The 21990-nt window shown below is 64.3% G+C and carries 1 protein-coding gene; it reads right to left on the bottom strand.

Annotated features, from left to right (window positions below; translation table 11 throughout):
* Positions 1-7: 7 nt before the first annotated feature.
* A complete protein-coding gene (locus BLS26_RS35025) occupies positions 8-21712 on the bottom strand; it encodes an Ig-like domain-containing protein (RefSeq protein ID WP_092517265.1) in 21705 nt (7234 codons plus the stop codon).
* Positions 21713-21990: the final 278 nt, after the last annotated feature.

Below are 21990 nucleotides of genomic sequence, written 5' to 3'. Positions count from 1 at the left end.
GCCTGCATCAGTGCAAGTGGACGGCGTTGCCGAGCACGGCCTGGAGCTGCTGCGGACTCATGACGGGCACGGCGGCGTCGTGGCCGAGATCGATCGCCGCGTTGTTGTGGCTATCCGTCGTGACCAGCGAATTCAACTGCTCCACAGTTTGCGCGAGCCCAGCCGTATCGTGGCCGGTATCGAGGATGCTGGTCGTCCCGGCTCCCAGGCTCGGCAGGAACGCGAAATTGTTGCCGAGTTCGGTTGCCGCGGTCGGCACCGCTGCTGATGTCGCAGGCGGGTCGAACACCAGCGTGCCGCCGTGGCCGTCGGTGGCGAAGACGAACGTGTCGCTGAAGTTGCTGAACGTCAGGTGGGCGGTGTGGGTACCGTCGCTCACGGTCAGCACGCCGCCGGCATAGGATTGGGTAAAATGACCCGGACCGGCATTGTAGTCGATGCCGGCGAGGTCAATCACGTCGGAATCCGCGGCATCCGGCGCCGTGCCGTGGAAGCCCACGATGGTCCCGTTGAAGCCTCCGGGGTTGTCGAGCTTGAGTTCACCGGTGCCACCATCGAAGGTGACGGTCGTGCCGCTCGCAACCGAGCCGCCGAACTCCAGCGTCGCGCCGGCGGCGATGTGGAAGTCGCCGGTGCCGGTCACGGCGCTGGCAAAATCGAGCGCATGGCTGGTGTCGGAAGCGGTCACCGTGCCGGATACCGCAAGGTTGCCGCTGGCGGCGAAAACGTTGCCGTAGCCCTCGAAGGTCGCACCATTGGCGATATCGATCGCTGTCACGGTCTGGAGGCTGCCGCCGTCGAGATGGAGCGTGCCGGCGGTCAGCGTCAGCCCGCCGCTTAACGCCAGCGATCCCGCGTCGTCCAGCGTGGCATGCGCGTCGTTGATGGTGAGGTTATGTGCATAAGCCGAAGCACCGCTTGCGATCGAGACGGTGAAGTCAGCCGCCGCTCCGGGTGCGATGGTGACGTCATCAGCCGCGGTCGGCACCAGGCCGGGGCTCCAATCGGTCGAAGCGCTGCCGACGATACCCCAATTGCCGCCGGTGCCATTCGCCCAGGCCGTCGCAATGTCGGTGACGGTAATCGTCGTCGTATGGTTCACCGCATCGACGTTGAAGTGGAAATCGCCGAGCAATGTCCCGGCCGGATATTTGAACGTCAGGGACAGCGATCCCGTCGCGCCGGTCAGGGTCAGCAGGCCATTGCTGTAAGTTTCGCCGGTGACCTGGAAGTTGTCGATGACGATCATGTCGGTGGCATCGAAGCCATCGATGGCATTGCCGAACGCCCCCTTGCTGGCGTCGATCTCAAGCGTGGCCGCAGCACCGGATGTGAACCTCACATCGCCCGATCCCGCCCCGTGCGCGCTCGCCACATCCAGCCTGCCGCTATCGAGCGTGACGCCGCCGGTGAAGGTGTTGTTGCCGGAGAGCACCAGCGTGCCGGCGCCGTCGAGCACGAGCGTGCCGGTGCCGGTCTGGCCGGTGTGGTCGTGCGAACCGGTCATGTCGGCGATGTTGCCGCTCAGCGTGATCGACTTTCCGGCATCCGGTGCAAACGTGATGCTCTGGTCGCCCTGGAGGAAGATACCGCTGCCATAGGCCGAACCATTGTTGCCATAGACAACGCCGAGGCCGCCGGTAACACCATCGGACTGCTCGCTTCCGGAGCCGGCAAAAGTCAACGATCCGCCTTGCTGGACGAAGATTGCGCCGCCGGCACCGAGACCGCCGCCGCCGTAGCTGCCATTGCCGTTGGCGCCACCGAAGCCGCCATTGCCCGCGTTGCCGTAGGAGGAGCCACCGCCACCGCCGCCGAAGCCGCCGGTGCCGCCGCTGGGTCCGCCGGCGCCGCCGCCGCCGCCGAAGCCGCCTGCGCCGCCGGATCCAGGACCGGGATAGATCCAGCCGCCGCCGGCGCCACCGCCACCAAAGCCGCCTGTGCCGCCAACGGTCGCGGTACCCGCGGCGCCGCCAATTCCGCCGCCGCTACCTGGCCTGCCATATCCAGCAATTCCCCAATACCCGCTGCTGGTGGTGTAGAAGCCGGTGCCCTGGCCGCCGCCGCCGCCATTGGCCCCACCGAGATAAATCGGCGAATTGATATCGCCCGTCCGGCTGCCGCCCGCGGCCGCGCCAAGGACGATGCCCGTCCCCGCCGGCGTGTGGGCGCCATTGAGGTAGTGATTGCCGGCGCCGTTGGCATGAACGCCAATGCCGCCGCCGCCGGTGAAACCGCCGGCGCCGCCATTGAGGCCGCCACCGCCACCGAGTTGCTGCATGAAGTACGAGGAGTAGCTGCTGTTGCCGCCGACCGCCTGGTCGTTGCCGAAGTTCACGTCCGAAAGCGTGACATGACCCGCTGATGCGATGAACAAGCCGCCGCCGAGGCCCGCGCCGCCACCGCCATAAAATATGCTCGAGCCGCCTCGGCTCACGGCGTTGACGACGCTGAGGTCGTCGATCTCGACATCGCCCGCATAGACGAACAGGCCCGGATTGCCATGGGCATCGAGCGTATGATGGTTGCCGTTGATGGTGAGCGAGGCCCCCTGCGGCAGGTTGAACGCCGGCAACTGATCGGTGAGCGTCAGGTCGCCGACGACGTTGAAGGTATAGTGCGCTCCCGCCTGCGCATTCGAGCCCGAGACATCGATCGCGGCGATGGCCTTGGCGAGATCGTCGGCCGAGGTAATGGTCCAGGTGTTGGCCACCGCCACGACATCGACGTTTGCCGTCGCCGAGGCAGGGCCCTCGACACCCTGAATGCTTTCGGTCGCCGTGATGTTGTGCGAGCCGCCGCTGATCTGCTGGGTGTAGATGTCGTAGTGACCGGTGGAATCCACCGTACCGGTACCGATCACCACGGAGCCATTGTCGGCATAGAGCTTGATGACAGCGCCGACGTCGCCGGTGCCCTTCACCTCCGCGCGCCCCACGACATCCGGGACCGAGACAGCCGAACTGATGACGGGCGCGGACGACGCAACCTGTGCGACGAACGACGCCGCCGGGCCGGTGTGACCGTTGCCGTCGGTCTGCGTTACCGTGACGGTTTGCTGACCCGCATTGATGAGCGACGACTGCGCCGGATTCGACGTCACGTCAAAATGGCCGCTGCCGTCGACAACATCGGTGCCGATGACCGTGTTGCCAAGCATCAGCGTGACCGTGTCGCCAACCTGGCCGGAGCCCGTGAGCTCGATCGTGCCGTGATTGGGCGCGACGCCGACCTGGCCGAGATTGGTGACCGGCGCGGGGTCGACGTACATGTCGAATCCGGTTGACGGCGCGCTGACAGCGGAATTGGCCGTGTCGGTCGCGGTCAGCGTATGCTGGCCGTCGCCGAGCGGCGCCGTCAGAATCGTGAACGAGCCATCGCCGGCCACGGTGCCGCTGCCGATCGCGGTCGTGCCGCCATCGGCATAGATGGTGATGGTCTCGCCAACGTGCTGGCCGGTGCCCTTGACGACGATTCCATGGCTGGCGTCGATCTGTGCCCCAACCGAGGAGACGACCGAGGTAATGGTCGGGGCCGCCGTTGCGACACTCACCTGGATGCTGGCCGAGGAACTGCTGGTGAGACCGTCGCCGTCCTTTTGGCGCAGGGAGATCGCGTGACTGCCGCCCTTGATCGCTAGCGAGAAATCAAAAGCGCCGTTCTGGTCGGTCGTGCCCTGACCGAGAAGCGTGCCGTCGGCAAATACCTGGATGATCTCGTTGGCTTCCGCTGTGCCCTGTACTTCCACCAGTTGTGGCGCAGCGGATGACGAGAGAGCGGCGGAAAGAGTTGGGGCGCTGGGCGCCACGTTCAACGTGAACGCGGTCGCCTGGCTGGTGAAACCGTCGGGGGCGGTGACGGTCGCGGTCAGGTGATGGACACCATCCGTGACCGGTGCCGACGTCAGGAAGTCGAATTGACCGTTGCCGTCGACCAAGCCCGTACCGACGACGCTGCTACCCTCATAGAGCGTGATCGTGCCGTTCGCGATCGCCATGCCCTTGATCTCGGGATTCGATCCGTTGATCGGGGCGCCGACCACAGAAATGGTCGACGGTGCCTGCGGGATGACATCGACGGTAAACGGATCCGATGCGCTGCTATAGAGGTTGCCGGCAGCATTGTACGCTTCCGCCGTCAACGTATGCGCGCCTTCCGCGAACGTCGCAGTCGTCGTGATATCGAACTTGCCCGACGCGTTGGTCGTGCCGGTGCCGATCACGGTGGTTCCGTTGTCCGCAAACAGCACGATCGTGTGGTTGGGCTCGCCGGTCCCCTGGATCCGGACGGCGCCGCCGGCAGCGGGCTGGCCGATCAGGAGGCTGATGCTCGGCGCGGCCGGGTGGACATTGACGACGATATTCGATGCCGCGCTGACGAGACCCTGTCCGTCGGTCTCGGTGGCGGTGACTGTATGGACACCATCGGCCAACGCTGGCGTATTGATGGAGAACGTGGTGCCATTGCCGGTCGCGGCGGTCGCGAACGCGGTGGTGCTGCCGTCGAGATAGAACGAGACGGTGGCGTTGGCTTCGGCGGTACCGCTCACGGTGAAGCTGCTGCCGTTGACGATCGTGCCTGTCACCGGCGCGAGCGCCGGTGCGGTCGGGAGCACATCGACGACGAACGCCGCTGACGTCGCACCACCGGTTTGAACCGCCGTGAGCGAGTAAATACCGTCCGGCAGCGCCGACGTGGCGACCGTGAAATTGCCGTTGGCGTCAGCGACCGCCGTACCCACGGCACTCTGGATGCCCGCGGCAAAAATCTGGACGGTGTCTCCGGGCGCCGCCGTTCCCTGCAACTGGACGCCGCTGCCGTTGACGGGCTGGCCGGTGACGCCGGTGATCGCCGGCGTATTGCTGTCGGTGATGGCGGCACCGCCTGCATAGGGATTGGCGTTGAACTGGTAGCCCGAGTAGTTGAAGCCCGGCGTAAGATGCAGCGCGACGCTGTTTGTGCCATCGGTGACGTTGAGAATATTGCCCGCACCGAGCGTCGCGTGGGTCGTCGCGGCATTGAATCCCGCAAGTTCGATCGTGTCTCCGGGCAGGAAATAATTGATCTGGTTCGACGGATTCAACCCGACATCGATCAGCAACGTCGCAGTGGCGCCGATCGCAAAGCCGATCTGGCCAGTCCCGGCCGCGGAAGCGGAGGCAAGCTCCACCGTGCCGCTGCCATTGAGCATGATCCCGCCGGAATAGGAATCCGTGCCTGAGATCGTGAGGTATCCGTTGTCGGTGACGGCCAGCGCGCCCAATTGGCTGAAATTCGACACGGCGTAGTGCACCGAACCGCCAATCTCCAGGGTGTCGGTGCTCAGATCGGCCGGGAAGGTCACCTGCCCGGTCCCCGAGAGCTCGATCGTCGTGCCGGTGATCGCACCCAGAAAAACGACATTGCCCGGGCCTACGACATCGAGGAGTCCGATGCCGCCGCCGCCGATCGAATCCGAGATGGTAAGTGTCTCGCCCAGCGCCGGCGCGAGGTGGACGGTTTGCGATGCCGTAAACAGGCCGCTTCCAATTCCCTGGCCCGAGCCGGCGGGAGGATCGCCACCTCCGCCGGGTCCGGCTCCGCCCGCACCGCCCGTCACGCTGTTGCCGTAAAGCGATCCGCCGCCGATCGTCAGCGATCCGCCCGTTGCCACGAAGATGCCGCCGCCAAGGCCGGCGCCGCCGCCCCCGTTAGAGCTCGTCAGGAAGAAGGGCGGCGACACGCCGCCGGTCCCGCCGCCGTAGCCTGCGGGACCACCCGGCCCCGGGCTATTGTAGGCAGCGGCGCCGCCGCCGCCGCCAGCGCCGAAGCCGCCGCTGCCGCCCGGATGGGCCGGGCGGGTTGTGCCCTTAACCCCGTAGCCGCCGAGACCGAATCCACCCGAATACCGACCATCGAGCGATCCCCCGGCTCCGTTGTGAACAAAGCCGCCGCCGCCTAACGCCGTGCCGCCGGCGCCGCCAAACGCGCTGTCGTTGGTAAAATTGACATGGTTGAGCGTCGCGGAAGCGCCGGAGCCGATGAACAGGCCGCCGCCGGCGCCCAATCCACCGCCGCCGGCCCCGCCATAGATCGAATCACCGCCCTTGCCGCCGCGTTCAAAGAAGCCTTCGACGGTCACGTTCGCTAGCGACAGGTTGCCGGATTGCAGGAAGAGGCCACGCGATTGGCCGCCACCGTTGATCGCGTGAGTCTCGCCGTTGATGGTCAGTGTGTCGCCGCTACCGAGCAGGATCGTCGGAAGATCGCCGGTGATATTGGCATCGGCGGTCAGGTCGATCTCATAGTTGACGTTCGTGCCGTAAAGGGCGCCGCCGACGCTGATCGACGCCAACACGAACTTCAAGTCTGCGCCTGACCCGACCAAGAATGTCACCGGCGAACTGCCGCTCAGGATTGCCGGCCCGCCGCCTGCAGGAGGTGAAAAGACAAGACTGGATACCAGCACGCCATGGAGGATGTGGCCGTTCGGATTGATCGTCAGAGTGTCGCCGGCGGCGAGACTGATGCCTGGCACCCAGCTGTCCACATCGGCGGTGAGATTGACGGTGTAATTAACACCACCAAGCTGCCCGATCGCGTTGTTATTGACGGCATTGATCGCGTTCGCGAGGTCCGAGGCGGTCGCCACACTGTAGATCGGCTCAATGGTCAGCGTGCCCGAACCCGTGTCGTGAACGGTCTGGCTGCCGAAGAACGCCCCGGTGAGCGTCAGATTGCCGGCACCGACGAAATCGATCGTGCCGTTGCCCGTGATCGAAAGGTTCTCAGTCACCGTCTGCCCCGCCGGGACGTCGAGCGTGAGATTCCCGCCATTCAGGGAAAGGTCGGAACCGCTGATGTTATCGAGAGCGAGGCCCGACAGCGTCACGTTGCCGGATACCAGATTGAGACCGCCGAAGCTGCCCGCGCCGCTCAGGCTGAAGCCATTTCCGACAATGGACAGCGTATCACCGGCTGCAAGCGCGATCGGAGGCAGGTTGGCCGCCAGCGTCAGGTCGGCGCCGATGTCGATCTCATAGTGGGTGTTCGGCGACGAGAGGATGCCGCCCGAATTGATCGCCTGAATGACGTGCGCCAGATCGGCAACCGAGCTAACGCTGAAGCTCGGCTGGACGTCGGCTGTCAGGACGGTGCTGCCGCCCGGGCCTGACGCCGTATAGGTGAAATTGCCGTTGGTGCCGTTGGTGGCGCCGTCAAAAAGATGGCCGTTGGTAGCGATCGTCAGCGTGTCGCCAGTCCCGAGGGCGATCGACGACAGGTTGGCCGTCAACGCGATATCGCCGTGCAGGTTCATGACGTAGTTGGTGTCGGTGGAGGCCAACAGGACGCCCAAACCGATCGCCTGAATGGCAGCCGTAAGGTCGGCTACCGTCGAGATTTCGAAAGTCGTCGGCTGCGAATTGCCTACCAGGACGGTGCTGCCGTTCGGGCCGGTCGGCGTAAAGACGAGATCGGGGGTCGTGGCGCCGTCAAGAAGATGGCCGTTGGTGTGGATCGTCAGCGTGTCACCCGCCCCAAGGGTCAGCCTGGACAGGTTGTTCGTCAGCCCGATATCGCCGGTCAGATTGATGACGTAGTTGGTGTTGGTGGAGGCGAAAAAGCCGCCGGTGCTAATCGCCTGGAAGGCGGACGCCAGGTCGGTGGCCGACGCGACGGCGAAAGTCGGCTGCGTGTTGGCAGCCAGAACGGTGTGGCCGCCCTGGTCCGTCGTAAAGGTGAAATCTGCGTCCGTCGCGTTGGTGGCGCCGTCCAGCAGATGGCCGTGGGTGTCGATCGTCAAAGTCGAGCCCGACTTGAGCGCGAAAGCCGGCTCGTTGACGGTCAGCTGCACATCCGCGGTCAGATTGACCACGTAGCTGGCGTTGGCGAACAGGCCGCCATTGACGGCGGCGGTCGCACCATACAAATCGCTTGCCGACGCGACGGCGAATGTCACCGGCCCGCCGCCGGTCAGCACCGTGCTGCCGCCCGAGTCTGTCGCGTAGGCGAGATGGGCGTTCGAGGCGCCTTCGAGAAGATGGCCGTTGGTATCGATCGTCAGCGTGTCGCCGGCGGCAAGCGTGACGTTCAGCGGCCCGATGATCGCCGCCACATCGGCGGTGACGTTGATCTGATAGTTGACGCCGCCAAGCTGTCCGATCGGATCGGTGGCGATGGCATTGAGCACCGCGAAGAGATCGGCCTGTGATGCCACCGTGTAGACCGGGTGGACACTCAGCGTCCCCAAACCGGTATGGTTGATGGTCTGGCTGCCGAAGAAGGCGCCGGTCAGCGTGACATTGCCGTTGCCGGTGATATTGATGGTCTCGGTTCCGGAGTCGAAGCCGCCGATCGCGACATCGCCATCCCCTGAAATATTGATGGTGCCGCCGGGGCCGCCGATCGAGTTGGCCACGGTGATGGTGTGGCCCGCGGACTGGGTGAAATCGACCGTGCCGCCGTTGAGCCAGAAGGCAGCCCCGGCCGCCGCCGTATTGCCGGAGAGCGAACCGTCGCTGAACGTCAGGGTACTGCCTGCGGCGACCGCGATCGCGCCGCCGAGGCCGCCGTTCGCCTGGTTTCCAATGAAGGTGACATTGGACAAACTGGCAGAGACGTTCGCGCCCATGTTCAGCGCGCTGCCGTTGCCGCCCGTTTGTGAGATGATCAAGTCGCTGATCGAAAGGCTGCCGGCCTGCTGAATAAAGGCGGTGAACGCAGCACTGCCGTTCGACGCGCCGCTGATCGTGAAGCCGTGGCCGACAATGGACAGACTGTCGCCGCTGGCGAGACGGATCTCCGGCAAGTTCCCGGTCAGGGAGAACGAGGCCGTCAGGTCGATCTCGTAGTTCGTATTGGTTTGCGAATAAATGCCGCCGACGTGGATCTGGTTGATGATCGCAGCCAGCTGCGCCGCATTGCTGACGGTGAATACCGGGATGTTGTGCATCCGCACGGCGGCGCCGCCCAAGCCGTCGGCAACGAGCACGAGCGCATCCGACGACAGGTCCAGCGACGGATCGAAATGCAGCGTGCCGAGCGTCGCACCGGTTGACGAGGTCAATTTATAGTTGTTGCCGCCGAGCGAAGCGATGCCGGCCGCAGCGATCCCGGCGAGGTCGATGACGTCGCCGTCCGCCAGGCCGAAGAACGTCGTTGTGGGCACGCCGCTCGCGACTGTCAGCACCGTGTTGGGCTGGGTGAACGTGATAGCGCCGGTGCCGGTCACGGCGCCGCCGATGCCGACGACCTTGCTGCCAAGCGTGATGTTGCCGTTGTCGACGACCGTCTTGATGCTACCACCGGCCAGATTGAGCGTGGCACCGGATGCGACGGTCGTGCCGCCGGTATAGAAGTTCGCCGAGGTGAACGTGACCGTCCCGCCACCGATGACAATGGAGCCGCCATTACCGTTGTCGGCGATTTCGCCGATGGTCGAAGACTGGCCGGCGGAAGCGGACAGCGTAATGCTGTTGTTGCCGAGGATGCCGAGGCCATAGAACTGCGTACCAGCGATCGACAGGTCCTTGATGGCGACTCCGGCCGAATTGTCGAGGAATCCGGTGTAAGTGTTCGCGCCGTCAAGGTCGAAGCCCGCGCCGTTGATGAGGAGCGTGCTGCCGCTGCCTAGATTGATCGTCGAAAGCTGGCCGGAGAGCGACGCCAGCGAGATATTGCTGGTGAAGGTAATCGTATAGGTAGCGCCGATAGAATAGTCCGCACCGCCCTGGCTGATAACGGCGAGCGCCGCATTGAGATCCGCAGCCGAGCCGACCGAGAACGCGGTCTGGATCGCGCTGAGCTGGGTCCCCCCGTGGCCGTCCGACTGAATGCCGACGTGCATACCGGTCTGCGTCGGATCGAAGTTCAACGTGCCGAGCGTCGTGCCGTTGGCGCTCTTGAGCGTCAGGATATTGTTGGCACCGAGCGTAGCAGTGGCGGCCGCGATGCCGCGCAGGTCGATGATGTCGCCGTAGGTAAAGCCCTTGATCGTTCCGGTCAGCAGACCGCTGTTGATCTGGGCGGTCGAGTTGTAGCCGCTGCCGAACGTAAACGTGCCGCTGCCGGAAACCGAAGTAAAGGTGGTGGTGCCGTTGTTGTCGAGCTCGATGCCGCCATTGCCGTCGACGCCGGCGGCAAAGACGCTCGCGAATTTGACGTTCAGACTGCCGTTGTCGTGAACGGTCGTGTTGAACTGTGTCCCGGCATTGACGTTCATCGTGCCGTTGTCGGTCAGGACGCCAACCATGGTGGCCCCGCCGTTCAGGTTCAGCGTGCCATTGTTGGTCAGCGTATTGCCGAATGACGAGAATCCGTAATTCAGATTCACCGTTCCGTTGTTGACGACGCTGCCCGAACTGACCGAGCCTGCGGCGTCGATGTCGAAGATTGCGCCGGCATCGACGGTCGTCGTCCCGGTGTAGGTATTGGCGGCGGCAAAATGCACATGGCCCAGGCCTGCGATTTCGACGTTGCCAGTGCCGGCGTTTGCGCCGGTGCCGCCGCTACCGCTCTGGTCGGCGATGGTGTTCGCAACCGTCAGGGTCTCGCCGACCAGCGGCGCGAATTTGAGGGTCTGGTTGCCGTTGATGAATATGCCGGAGCCGAACCCTTGGCCGCCCTGGGCGCTACCACCACCTGACCCACCACCGGCCACGCCGTTGCCCGACAGCGAACCGCCGGCGAGCGTCAGCGATCCGCCCTGCTCCACAAAGATGCCGCCGCCGGCACCGAGCCCGCCACCGCCGCCGCTGTAGGCACCGCCGCTGGCGCCGTTGCCGGCGCCGAATCCGCCGTGACCGCCGTAACCCGCGGTACCGCGGCCGCCGCCCCCGCCGAAGCCGCCGTTACCGCCCACTCCGCCGGCATTGACCGAGCTACCCCACTGCGCCGCGCCGGCTCCGCCGCCGCCACCGAAGCCGCCGTTGCCGCCCGGCGAGAAGCTCCTCGAGTCCGCGAAGGTTTCGTAGGTGCCGCCGCCGCCCCCGCCCCCAAAGCTGCCGGTTTGTGCCTGAGTGACGCTGCCAAAACCGGCTGGAGGACGGAAGATATAAAAATTGCCGCTGTCACTGTTCACGTATTGGACGAAGTAACCCCTGTAATGAACAACGACGTTGCCCTGGTTCCCGTAGCCGCGAGAGCCGACGGCGTTGGTGCTACCGACGGTCGTGATGTTCGGCCGGCTCCCGATCGCGCCGTTTGCGTAGCTGCCGTGACCTGAAACATTCAGACCGAGCGTTCCGCCGTTTCCGCCTCCAAAGATTTGCGCGAGCTCGCTGCGGTTTGGGAACGAGTAGGAAGTATTCGACCTGTTGTGGACGACATACGATTTTCCGATCTGGGTTCTGAAGACGGAATCGCCGCCCGCGATACCCATGCCGCCGCCGCCGCCGCCGGAATACAGGCGAGCCCCTCCTCGGAAAGCACTTCCGCCATTACCTCCGACCGCCGCGTCGCCGCTGAAATTGACGTTGTCGATCGTCACGGCCGCACCCGTGCCAACGAACAATCCGCCGCCGAGCCCGGCGCCGCCGCCGCCGCCGGGGAAACCGCCCGTGCCGCCGCGCGCCAGCGTGTGATTGATATTCAGATTGTCGATCGCGACATTGCCGGAAAAGACGAAAAGGCCCCTGAACTGGCCGGCGCCGTCGAGATTGGTATTGTTGCCGTTGATGATGAGCGAGGTGTTGCTGCCGAGATTGATGGCCGCGAGATTGGAGGTCAGCGTGATGTTCGCGGTGAAATTGAACTCGGCGAAGGAAATGTACGAATAGATGCCGCCGACGCTGATATTGTTGATCGCGTTGACAAGGTCCGCCTGGCTCCCGATGTTGAAGACAACCGGCGAAATGACGACGCCCAACGGTGCGCTCGCGGCCGAGGCGGTCGTGCCGTCAGGAGCGGTGAAGGTGGCGACGGCCTCGATCAAATTGCCGATGTCGCTGAGCTGAATCGCGTAGTTCTGACCACTACCGATCGCGTGCGAGTAGCCATCTACCGAGCTGAACCATTGATAGGTGACGTTGGTCGGGTTGCCGCTTTCGAAGGCGCTGATCGTGTCAGTTGGCCGCAACACGTTGGACCCCAGCGTATCGTTGCTGGAGATCGTGGGCGGCGTGATCGCGGTAATGTGCTCGATCGCCGTGCTGCTGCTGGTCTGCCCGTCGCTGTCATGTTCGGTGACGGTCGCAGTGAGCGAGAACGCACCGTTGGTGGTCGGTGTGAACGTCAGGCCGCTGTAGTTCCAGCCGGTGACGTCGAGTGAACCACCCGTCACGGTCACGTGGTGACCGCCGCTCCCGTCGGTCAACGTCGCGCCGTTGGGGATGCTGCTGATGACGACCGAGGATATCGAATTGTGCGAGCCGTCGCCGTTCGGACCACCCTCGCCGCCTGGCGCCACGCTGAGCCCGATCGCGGTCGGCTGGCCGGTCGCGCCCGCGACCGAAGCCGAGGCGAACGAAACCACCGGCGGCAACGGATTGACCGTCACGCTCTCCGTACCTGTCGCGGAATACGAATAGCCCTGAGCGTCGGTCGCCGTAACGATCGCCGCCAGCTGGAAGTTGGTGTCGTTTGCTGGCGTGATGGTCAGCGAAGCGAGATTCCAGCTGTGAATATCGACCTGGCTGTGGGTTGCGTCCGCGGTAAAGCTGTGGCCGAGGCTGTCCCTCAGGATCGCGCCGGGGGGGATGCCGGAGATCAGATACGAGGTCAACGACGTGCTGGCATCGATATTGGTATTGAAACCGATCGCGATCGGTGCCCCTTCGGCGCCAGCGCCTGGCGTGCCGCTGCTGACATGCACGAGCTGCGTCGCGACCTTGAGGTCGGTGCCGCCGTGGCCATCGGTCTTGAACGCAAACGTATCGCCCGACGGCAGCCCGCCGGAGACGGTAAAACCGAGCTGCGAGCCATTGATGAACAGCTTGTTGCCGTCCCAGATCGAGCTGGTGACGGTGACACCCTTGAGATCGATCGTGTCGTCGGTATCGATCCCGGCGAGGGTCAGATTGAATTGGGCGCCGGCCTCGATATCGAGCTCCGCGGCGCCGACAAAGGTCAGCGTATCCGTGCCTGAGAAGGTGTCGCCGGCGCCGATGTCGACGATCCCGGCGTTGGAGATGCTGACATTGGTCAGTGTCGAATTGTCGACCTCGAGCGTGCCGTCGTCGCCGACATGGATGGTGCCGCCGGTGACGGTGGTGCCGCTCTTGAGCAGCAGCGTCGTGGTGCCGGGATCGACGATGACGTTGCCGTGGTTGACGAGATTGACGCCGCTCAGGATGACGAGCGAAGGATCGACCTGCAGCGTGCCTGTGGTGTCGATGGTCAGCGTGCCGCCGGTCATGGACGTGCCGCCGTCCATGGTCAGCGTCGACGTGCCGGCCTTGCCGATCTCGATGCCGTCGGCAGCGTCGTGGGCGGTCACGGTCACGCCATGCAGCGTGGCCCCGGTGACGCTTTCCACGTTGACCGTACCGGCGCCGCCGACGCCGAGCGCGAGCGTACCGTTGGAGAGCGAGGTGCCGTTCTTCAGCAGCAGCTTCGACGTGCCGGTCTGACCGACCTCGATGATGTCGGTAGCGTCGTATGCCGTGACCGCGACGCCGTCGAACGTGGCGCCGGAAGCGCTTTCGACGTCGACCGTCCCGATGTGGCCTGCCGCGCCAATCGCGAGCGAACCGCCCGTGATCGACGTGCCGTCATTCATCAGCAGCGTCGCCGCGCTGGTCTGACCGACCTCAAGGATGCCCTTCGTGAGGTACGAGGTGACGGCCACGCCGTCGAGCGTTTCAAGCGAAGTGCCTTCGAAATCGACCGCGCCGGTACCGGCCGCGGAGCCGAGCGCGAGCGTCCCGCCCGTCATCGACGTGCCGTCCTTCAACAGCAGCGTCGCGTTGCCGGTCTGCCCCACATCGATGGTGTTGAGGGCGCCAGCTGCGGCGACGGTGACAGCATCAAACGTCGCGCCGGCGGCGCTTTCGACGGCGACGGTGACAGCATCAAACGTCGCGCCGACGGCGCTTTCGACGTCGACGGTACCGGTGCTACCGACGGCACCGATGAGAAGCGTCGCGTTCGTGATCGAGGTGCCGTCCTTCAGCAGCAGCGTGGACGCACCGGTCTGTCCGACTTCGACGATGCTGAGCGCATTAGAAGCGCCGACAGTGACGCCGTCGAGCGTCGCCCCCGCAGCACTCTCGACGTCGACCTTGCCGCTGCCACCGGCCGCACCCAGCACGAGCGTGCCGCCGGCCATCGACGTGCCGTCCTTCAGCAGCAAAGTCGACGCGCTGTTCTGTCCCACTTCGATCGTATCAGCGGTGGCGAAGGCCGTGACCGTGACGCCGTCGAAGGTGGCGCCGGACGCCGTTTCGACGTCGACCGTGCCGGTATGGCCGGAAGCGCCGATGACGAGCGAACCGCTGAGGATTCGGGTGCCGTCCTTCAGCAGCAAGGTCGACGGACCGGTCTGTCCCACCTCGACGCCGTCGGCCGCCGCAAAGTTCCTGACGGTGACGTCATCGAGCGTCGCACCGGCTGCGCTCTCGACGTCGACCGTTGCCGCATTGCCCGCAGCGCCGATCACGATCGTCGTGCCGCTGACCGAGGTGCCATTCTTCAACAGCAGCGTCGATGGGCCAGCCTGACCGACCTCAATGCTTTCGGCGATGGAGTTGGCCGTCACCGCGACATCGTCAAGCGTCGCACCCGCGTCGCTCTCCACATCGACGGTGCCGCCGGCCGCGCCGAGGACGAGCGAGCCGCGCGTGATGGACGTGCCGCCCTTCAGGAGCAGCGTCGATGTAGTGGCCTGACCGACCTTGATGGTGTCGGTGGCGTCATATGCCGAGACCGTGACGCCGTCCAACGTGGCGCCATCAGCGGTTTCGACATCGACCGTACCGGTGTGGCCCGTCGCACCGACCGCGAGCGAGCCGCCCGTCATCGCGGTGCCGTTCTCCAGCAGCAAGGCCGACGCGCTGGTCTGTCCCACTTCGATCACGTCAGCGGTGGCAAAGGCCGTGACCTTGACGCCGTCGAACGTGGCGCCATCAGCGGTTTCCACGTCGACCGTGCCGGTATGGCCGGAAGCGCCGATGACGAGCGAACCGCCCTTGATGGAGGTGCCGTCGTCCAGCAGCAGCGTGGCCGTCCCAGTTTGGGCGATCTCGATGGCATCGGTGACGGAATAGGCCGTGATGGCAACGCCATCCAGCGTCGCGCCGGCAGCGCTTTCGACATCAACGGTGCCGACCCCACCGGCAGCGCCAATGGTGAGCTTGCCGCCTGTGATCGCCGTGCCGCCCTTCAGCGCCAGCGTCGCGGCACTGGTCTGGCCGACCGCGATGCTGTCGGCCGAAGTTCCGGTCGTCACCGCGATGCCGTCGAGCGTGGCGCCGTGCGCGCCCGAGCCTGTGCCCTGCTCGACGTCGAGCGTCGAACCGGACTTGATCTCGATCGACCCGATCCCGGAGATCGCCGTGCCGTCGTCGAGCGTGAGAATAGCGGGCGTCCCGCTCGCACCGATTTCGATCGCGCCTTTATCGGTGACGGCCAGGCCGTCCAGCCGTGCGCCGGTACCGCCGGGGCCAGTTCCTTGCTCGACGTCGATCCTGGAGCCGGACTTGATGGTCAGGGTGCCGATGCCGCCGATGACGGTGCCGCCGCCGAGCGTCAGCGTCGTGGTGACGTCATCGCCGACGTCAAAGTCGCCGTTGTCGGTGACCACGACACCATTGAGAGTCGCCGTCGTTTCGGTATCGACCTTCGACCCGGCATTGACCTTCAGCTTGCCGGTGCCGCCGCCGTCGATGCTGGTGCCGCCGCCCACTACGAGGGTGGTGCCGGTCTCGGTGTCGCCTACATCGATAGTGCCCTGGTCAACGACGCTGAGGCCGCTGAAGACCGCGCCAAAATCCGGACCGCTGCCATCGCCCTTCTCGACATCGATCATCGAGCCGGAGTTGACCGTCAGTGTGCCGCCGCCGCCAATAATCGTGCCGTCCTCGAGCTTCAGCACCGCGCCCGCAACGTCGCCGACATCGAACGCGCCGGCGTCGGTCACGGCAACGCCATCCAGCTTGGCGCCGTGAGCGCCCGTGCCGGTGCCCTGCTCGATATCGAGCGTCGAACCGGATTCGATCGCGAACGTGCCCGACCCGGAGACCGACGTGCCGTCCTCGAGGGTGAGGACCGCACCCGTCGCCGTCGCGCCGATATCGATCGCGCCGCTGTTGCTGACGGCGACGCCATCCAGCGCCGCACCGTGCGGGCCGTTGATATGGACGCCATATTCGATATCGAGCGTACCGACACCGTTCACCGTCAGCGAGCCGCCGTCGATGGCGGTGCCGTCTTCGAGCACCAGCGTTGCCGGATCGGCCAGGTCGACGATGATGGCGCCGACGCTGTTGTCGACATGGACTCCGTCGAACTGCACGGTGTCTTCGATGTGCAGCGTGGCGCCGGTCTCCATTACCAGCTCGCCGCCGGCAACGGTCAAGCCGCCTTCCATCGTGTCGGTGCCGTTGACCTGCACCACGTGGTGGTTCGAGACCAGCCCGCCATCCAGCGTGGACCAGACCAGTTCGAGCAGGCCTGAGAGGTTGACCGAGATCGTCCCGAAATTGTGGATCGTGCCGGTCAATTTCAGCGTGGCGTCGACATCGACTTCGCTGCCCGACGTGATGGTCAGATCCTTCAAGGTGCTGATGCCGCCGACCGCGACGATCAGGCCGCCGGAAGCGCTCGTGAGCTGCCCGCCGGTCACGTCGCCATCGTCGAAATCGACCGTCGAGCCGATGCCGGTCGCCCAGATCACACCGCCATTGTTATGGACATCGGTATGATCAAAATAGACGGCGCCATTCAGCCGCGCCTGGATCGTACCATCGTTGTCGACGCGGTCCCGATCGAACCTGACTTGCGAGTCCTTGCCGGCCGCTTCGATCGTGCCATCATCGTTGTTGTCGATATGCGATTTGGTGAACTTCACCTCGCCGCCGTGTTCGGCCTCGATGTGCCCTGAATTCTCAACGTGATCGCGGTCGAACTTGACCGCCGAACCGCTTCCATCGGCTTCGATCGTGCCGCCGTGCGCGTCCTTGATCCAGGACTGCTCGAACAGGGCGAAACCGCCCCATGTCGCCGATATCTCGCCCCGGTTGTTGACGCGGTCACGCTCGAACTTGAGCTCCGAGCCCCGCCCGCGCGCTTCGATCTCGCCGTCATGATGGTTATCGACGTGCGACTTGATGAACGTCACTTCGCCGCCGTGCTCGGCCTCGATGCGTCCGGCATTGTCGACGTGATCGCGGTCAAACCTGACTTCCGAACCGCGGCCGTCGGCCTCAATCGTGCCATGGCTGCCATTGTCGACATCGGACTTGTCGAACGTGACCTCGCCGCCGCGTTCGGCCTCGATGCGACCGGAATTGCCGACATGGCTACGGTCGAACTTGACCTCCGAGCCGCGACCGTCGGCCTCGATCGCACCACCGCGCTCGTTGTCGACATGCGATTTGGTGAATTTCACTTCGCCGCTATGCGCCGCCTCGATGCGGCCGGCATTTTCGACGTGATCGCGATCGAACTTGACCAGCGAACCGCCACCATCGGCCTCGATCGTGCCCCAGCGCTCGTTCCGGATACGGGACTCGTCGAACAGCACGTAACCGCCCGAGGCGGCAGCGATGTCGCCGGAATTATCGACCCGATCGCGCTTGAACTCGACGCGCGAGCCACGTCCGTCCGCCTCGATGGTGCCGCGGCTGTCATTGTCGACGTGCGATTTGGTGAACGTCACCTCGCCGTCATGCTCGGCTTCGATACGGCCGGAATTGTCGACATGGCTGCGGTCGAACCTGACTTCCGAGCCGCGGCCGTCGGCCTCGATCTTGCCGTGACGCTCGTTGTCGACGTCCGACCTGGAAAACGTCACTTCGCCATGATGACCGGCCGTGATGTGGCCGGAATTGTCGACGTGATCGTGCTCGAACTTGACCTCTGAACCGCGACCGTCGGCCTCGATCGCGCCGCTGCGCTCGTTGCTGATCCGGGATTCATCGAACAGCACGAAGCCGCCCGAGGCGGCGGTGATTTCGCCGGAATTGTCGACGCGGTCACGCTTGAATTCGACGCGCGAGCCGCGTCCATCGGCTTCGATCGTGCCGCGACTGATGTTGTCGATGTGCGATTTGGTGAACTTTACTTCGCCGCCGCGTTCGGCCTCGATACGCCCGGAATTGTCGACATGGCTGCGATCGAACTCGACTTCCGAGCCGCGCCCGTCCGCCTCGATCGTGCCGCGACTGACGTTGTCGATGTGCGATTTGGTGAACTTTACTTCGCCGCCGTGTTCGGCCTCGATACGCCCGGAATTGTCGACATGGCCGCGATCGAACTCGACTTCCGAGCCGCGCCCGTCGGCCTCGATCGTACCGTCGCGCTGGTTGTCGACGTGCGATTGAGTGAACGTCACCTCGCCGTGATTTTCCGCCTCGATGCCGCCGGAATTCTTGACGTGGTCGCGGTCGAACCTGACCTTCGAGCCACGGCCGTCGGCTTCGATCGTGCCGCTGCGCTCATTACTGACCCAGGACTCGTCGAGCCGCAGCGAGCCGCCCCACGTCGCCGACATCTCCCCGAAATTATCGACGCGGTCATGCTCGAACGTGACGCGTGAGCCCTTGCCAACAGCGTTGATCGATCCGTCCAGTTCGTTGACGATTTTGGAGTGCTCGAACCTGACTTGTCCGTGCCGCTCGGCCTTGATCTCACCGCTGTTGTCGACGTGGCTGCGGTCAAAACTGATTTTGGAATGATCGCCCTTGGCAACGATCAAGCCGTCGATTTCGTTCTCGACGCGGTCATGACGGAATTCGACCTTGCCGCCGTGCTTCGCAGCGATCACGCCGTCATTGTCGAGCGAGCTATGCCGGATATCGACCTTGGAACCCTTGCCGTCGGCGACAATCCTGCCGGTCGGATCGAGCTTGTCCGCCCCCTCGTTAGTGATGTCGGCATGTTCGAACGAGACGGTGCCGCCGCGCTCGGCTGAGATGTCGCCGGCATTGTCGACGGTGATACGGTCACCGGCGACGCCGCGGAAATCGACGGTCGCGCCCTTGTTGCGCGCGACGATCTTGCCGCCGCTTTCATTGGCGACGTCGGCCTCGATCAGGACTTCGCTTCCGGACCGGGCGATGACCTTGCCGGAATTGTCGAGATCGCTGGCGATTTCGAGCTTTCCGCCATGGGTCGCTTCAAACAGGCCTTCGTTGACGGTCGTATTGGCGCCAAGGTCGATCAGCAGCGTCTGACCGTTGAGGTTGGCGTCGACCGTTCCTTGTTCGTCGTTCTTGAACGCCAGCGCGTCGTCGCCCTGACCGATGGCGCCGGCGCCGGAAATGGTGTTGTCGCGGTTTTCCAGGTTCGTCGTCTTGAAGCCCGGCCCCGCCACGCCGCCGATGATGTCCTGGGCGCCTTTGACTTCCTCGTCGCCTTCTTTGCTGCCCTTGTCGCCATCGAGAATAACGTTGCCGCCGCCCGACAGGATCGCAAACGGCTGGTTGAACAGCAGCAGCGTCTTGTCGCCGGTCGACGCAAGCTCGATCGTGCCGGCGTTCTCGATATCGAAGGGGCTGACAAGCGTCAGCGAGCTGTCGTCGTTGACAACAACCGTGCCGTTGTTGACGAGACTCGGCGTGGTGGTGTTGCGCGTCCCGTTCGACGTGTCGATCCGGTTGACGGTCCCGGAGACGGTCTCGAGCTTGCCGCCGGCGTCGATCGAAAACAGGCCCTGTAAAATGGTGCCATTTTCCAGCAGGATTTCCGAGCCGGCCGCGGCTTCGATCAGGCCGTCGACGGTCTTGCCACCGGTGTCGGCACCCGAATTGACGATCGTGCTGTCCTTGATCGTGACGGTGCCGCCGCCGATGGCCTCGACGAGGCCGGTGTTGACGCTGGTCTTGTTGTCGATGACGACGGAAGATCCCGCGCCAATCGCTTCGACCCGGCCGGAATTGGACAGTCGATCTTCGATCAGCAGTTTACCGCCGAGCGTCGCCTCGAACAGCCCGGAATTGGTCACCGCGTTGCCGGTGTGAACCACCAGCAGTCCGCTGTCGGCGGCATTGATCGGCGTGGCGTCGACCGTTGCCTTGTTGATGAAAGTCAGGTGACCGTCGTCGATCCCGATATTGCCGCTGCCGGCGATCAGGTTGTCGACGTTGGTTAGCACGGCGCCGCCGAGCCCGTAGATGAAATTGCCGGTGGTCGGGCCCAGCATTTCAATGGTGCCGCCACCCGTCAGGGTGATCGCGCCGCTGAGCATCAGCACCGGATCGACGCCCGACGAATTGAGCGCGATCAGGCCGGCGTTGGTGAGGCCTGAGGTCGTGAGCACACCGGCAGTGATGTTGAGCGTGGCGCCGAAATTGACGGTCAGGTTGGCGAGCGTGGAAGTGCTACTGAAAGTCGACTTGCCGGTTTGAATGAAGACGATGTCGATCGAGGAATCCGGCGCAAAGCCCTGATTCCAGTTGAACAGCTCCCGGTCCCAGTTGCCGAGCCCGTTCCAGATGAAAATGTTCGAGGCCGGCTTCGGCGAGTTGGTGTCATTGTGCGACGAGAAGTCGAACGGACTGCCGCCGCCATTGGGGTTGAAATCGAAGGAACGGCCGCTCTGGTTGAGATTAACCGCCAGCGGAAATGACGAGGCGTCGATCGAACTACCGCTGCCGTGCACCCCCACCGCGCCCGGCCTGGCGTCGTTGTTCTGCAGCCACTGCAGCAGATCGGCGAACTCACCCGGGGAATCCAAAGGCAGCGAAATCAGGTTGCCGTCCTGGTCGAGATACGAAACCATGTGCGGATCGGCGATGCTGCCGATCACCTTGCCGCCGGCGACGAGATCGTAGATGTCGTCGGACTGGCCAGCGTGCTTGTGGACCACGGCAAACGAATAGGTCACATGGCCGAGCTTGGTCGAGATCGCCGCGATCTCGCTCGCGGTCAGTTTGTGGGCCCACCCGGTCGAGCCGTCGTGGACGCTCATGGTTGCGACCGGCGTCACGATCTTCATGTTGCCGGCATCGGCGGCCTTGCCGATGACGAACGCGAAGGTACCCTCGATCAGGCTGAACAGCGCCGAATTCGCATCGGAATTGGCGTGATACGAATATTCGCTGAGCGCCATCCGCGTATTGGCGACGAGGTTGACCGCGGTGCCGTCGGCAAAGGAGATACCGACCGAAGACGCGCCACCGGTCTGGATAATATCGCTCTTGTAGACGGCGTCCCCCAGATGCAGCGCAACCACGACGCCGTTGCGCATCACGGTGACGTCGCCAGTGACGTTCTGAACATGGCCGATCGCGTCAGGTCCGGCGTGGTGGTTCGCATCCGACGCTGTTGCGGTCGGCTGCACCTCTGCAAACCTCGCGGGCGCAGCGGGACCTGCAAGCAGTGCGACGACATCGGACGTCAGGCGTCCGCCATTCGGCGCCACCAGCGTCAACGGATGCTCGCTCGCGAAATAGCCGGGAACGATCACGTGCTCGCCGTCGGCGCCGCTCAGATGCAGGTCCGAACCGGCGCGATGAAACGTTCCGCCGAACAACAAATCCGCATCGGCAATTTTGACGACGTCAGGCTGCGAGGAATCCGGATGAGCGACCGTCTGCGCGGCGACAAGATCCTTCTCGGAAGACATAAAATTCATTCGAGGTAACCTGGCGCGCGTGTGAACGCGTGTTCACAATTCTTCAACAAATCCCGATAGATACGGTCGGCCGGCACTTTGCTCGATTCCGGTTTCAGCGCAACAACGTCGTAAATAAATGATTAATTGCAGGCGTAGATTGTATTCGCCAAAATTCTACTGCTAGTCGAAGCATTCGCAGGGCATCCTCCAGCGTGAAGTAACCATGATCGATCGCGTCCGCGGCGGCGTCCTGCCTGAACGGCATTCTGACGTCGCGGCATGCATGTACGATGGGC

The sequence above is a fragment of the Afipia sp. GAS231 genome (assembly GCF_900103365.1).
Lineage (GTDB): Bacteria > Pseudomonadota > Alphaproteobacteria > Rhizobiales > Xanthobacteraceae > Bradyrhizobium.
The sequence above is the reverse complement of the archived record's forward strand: the minus strand, read 5'-3'. Positions and strand labels throughout refer to the sequence as shown.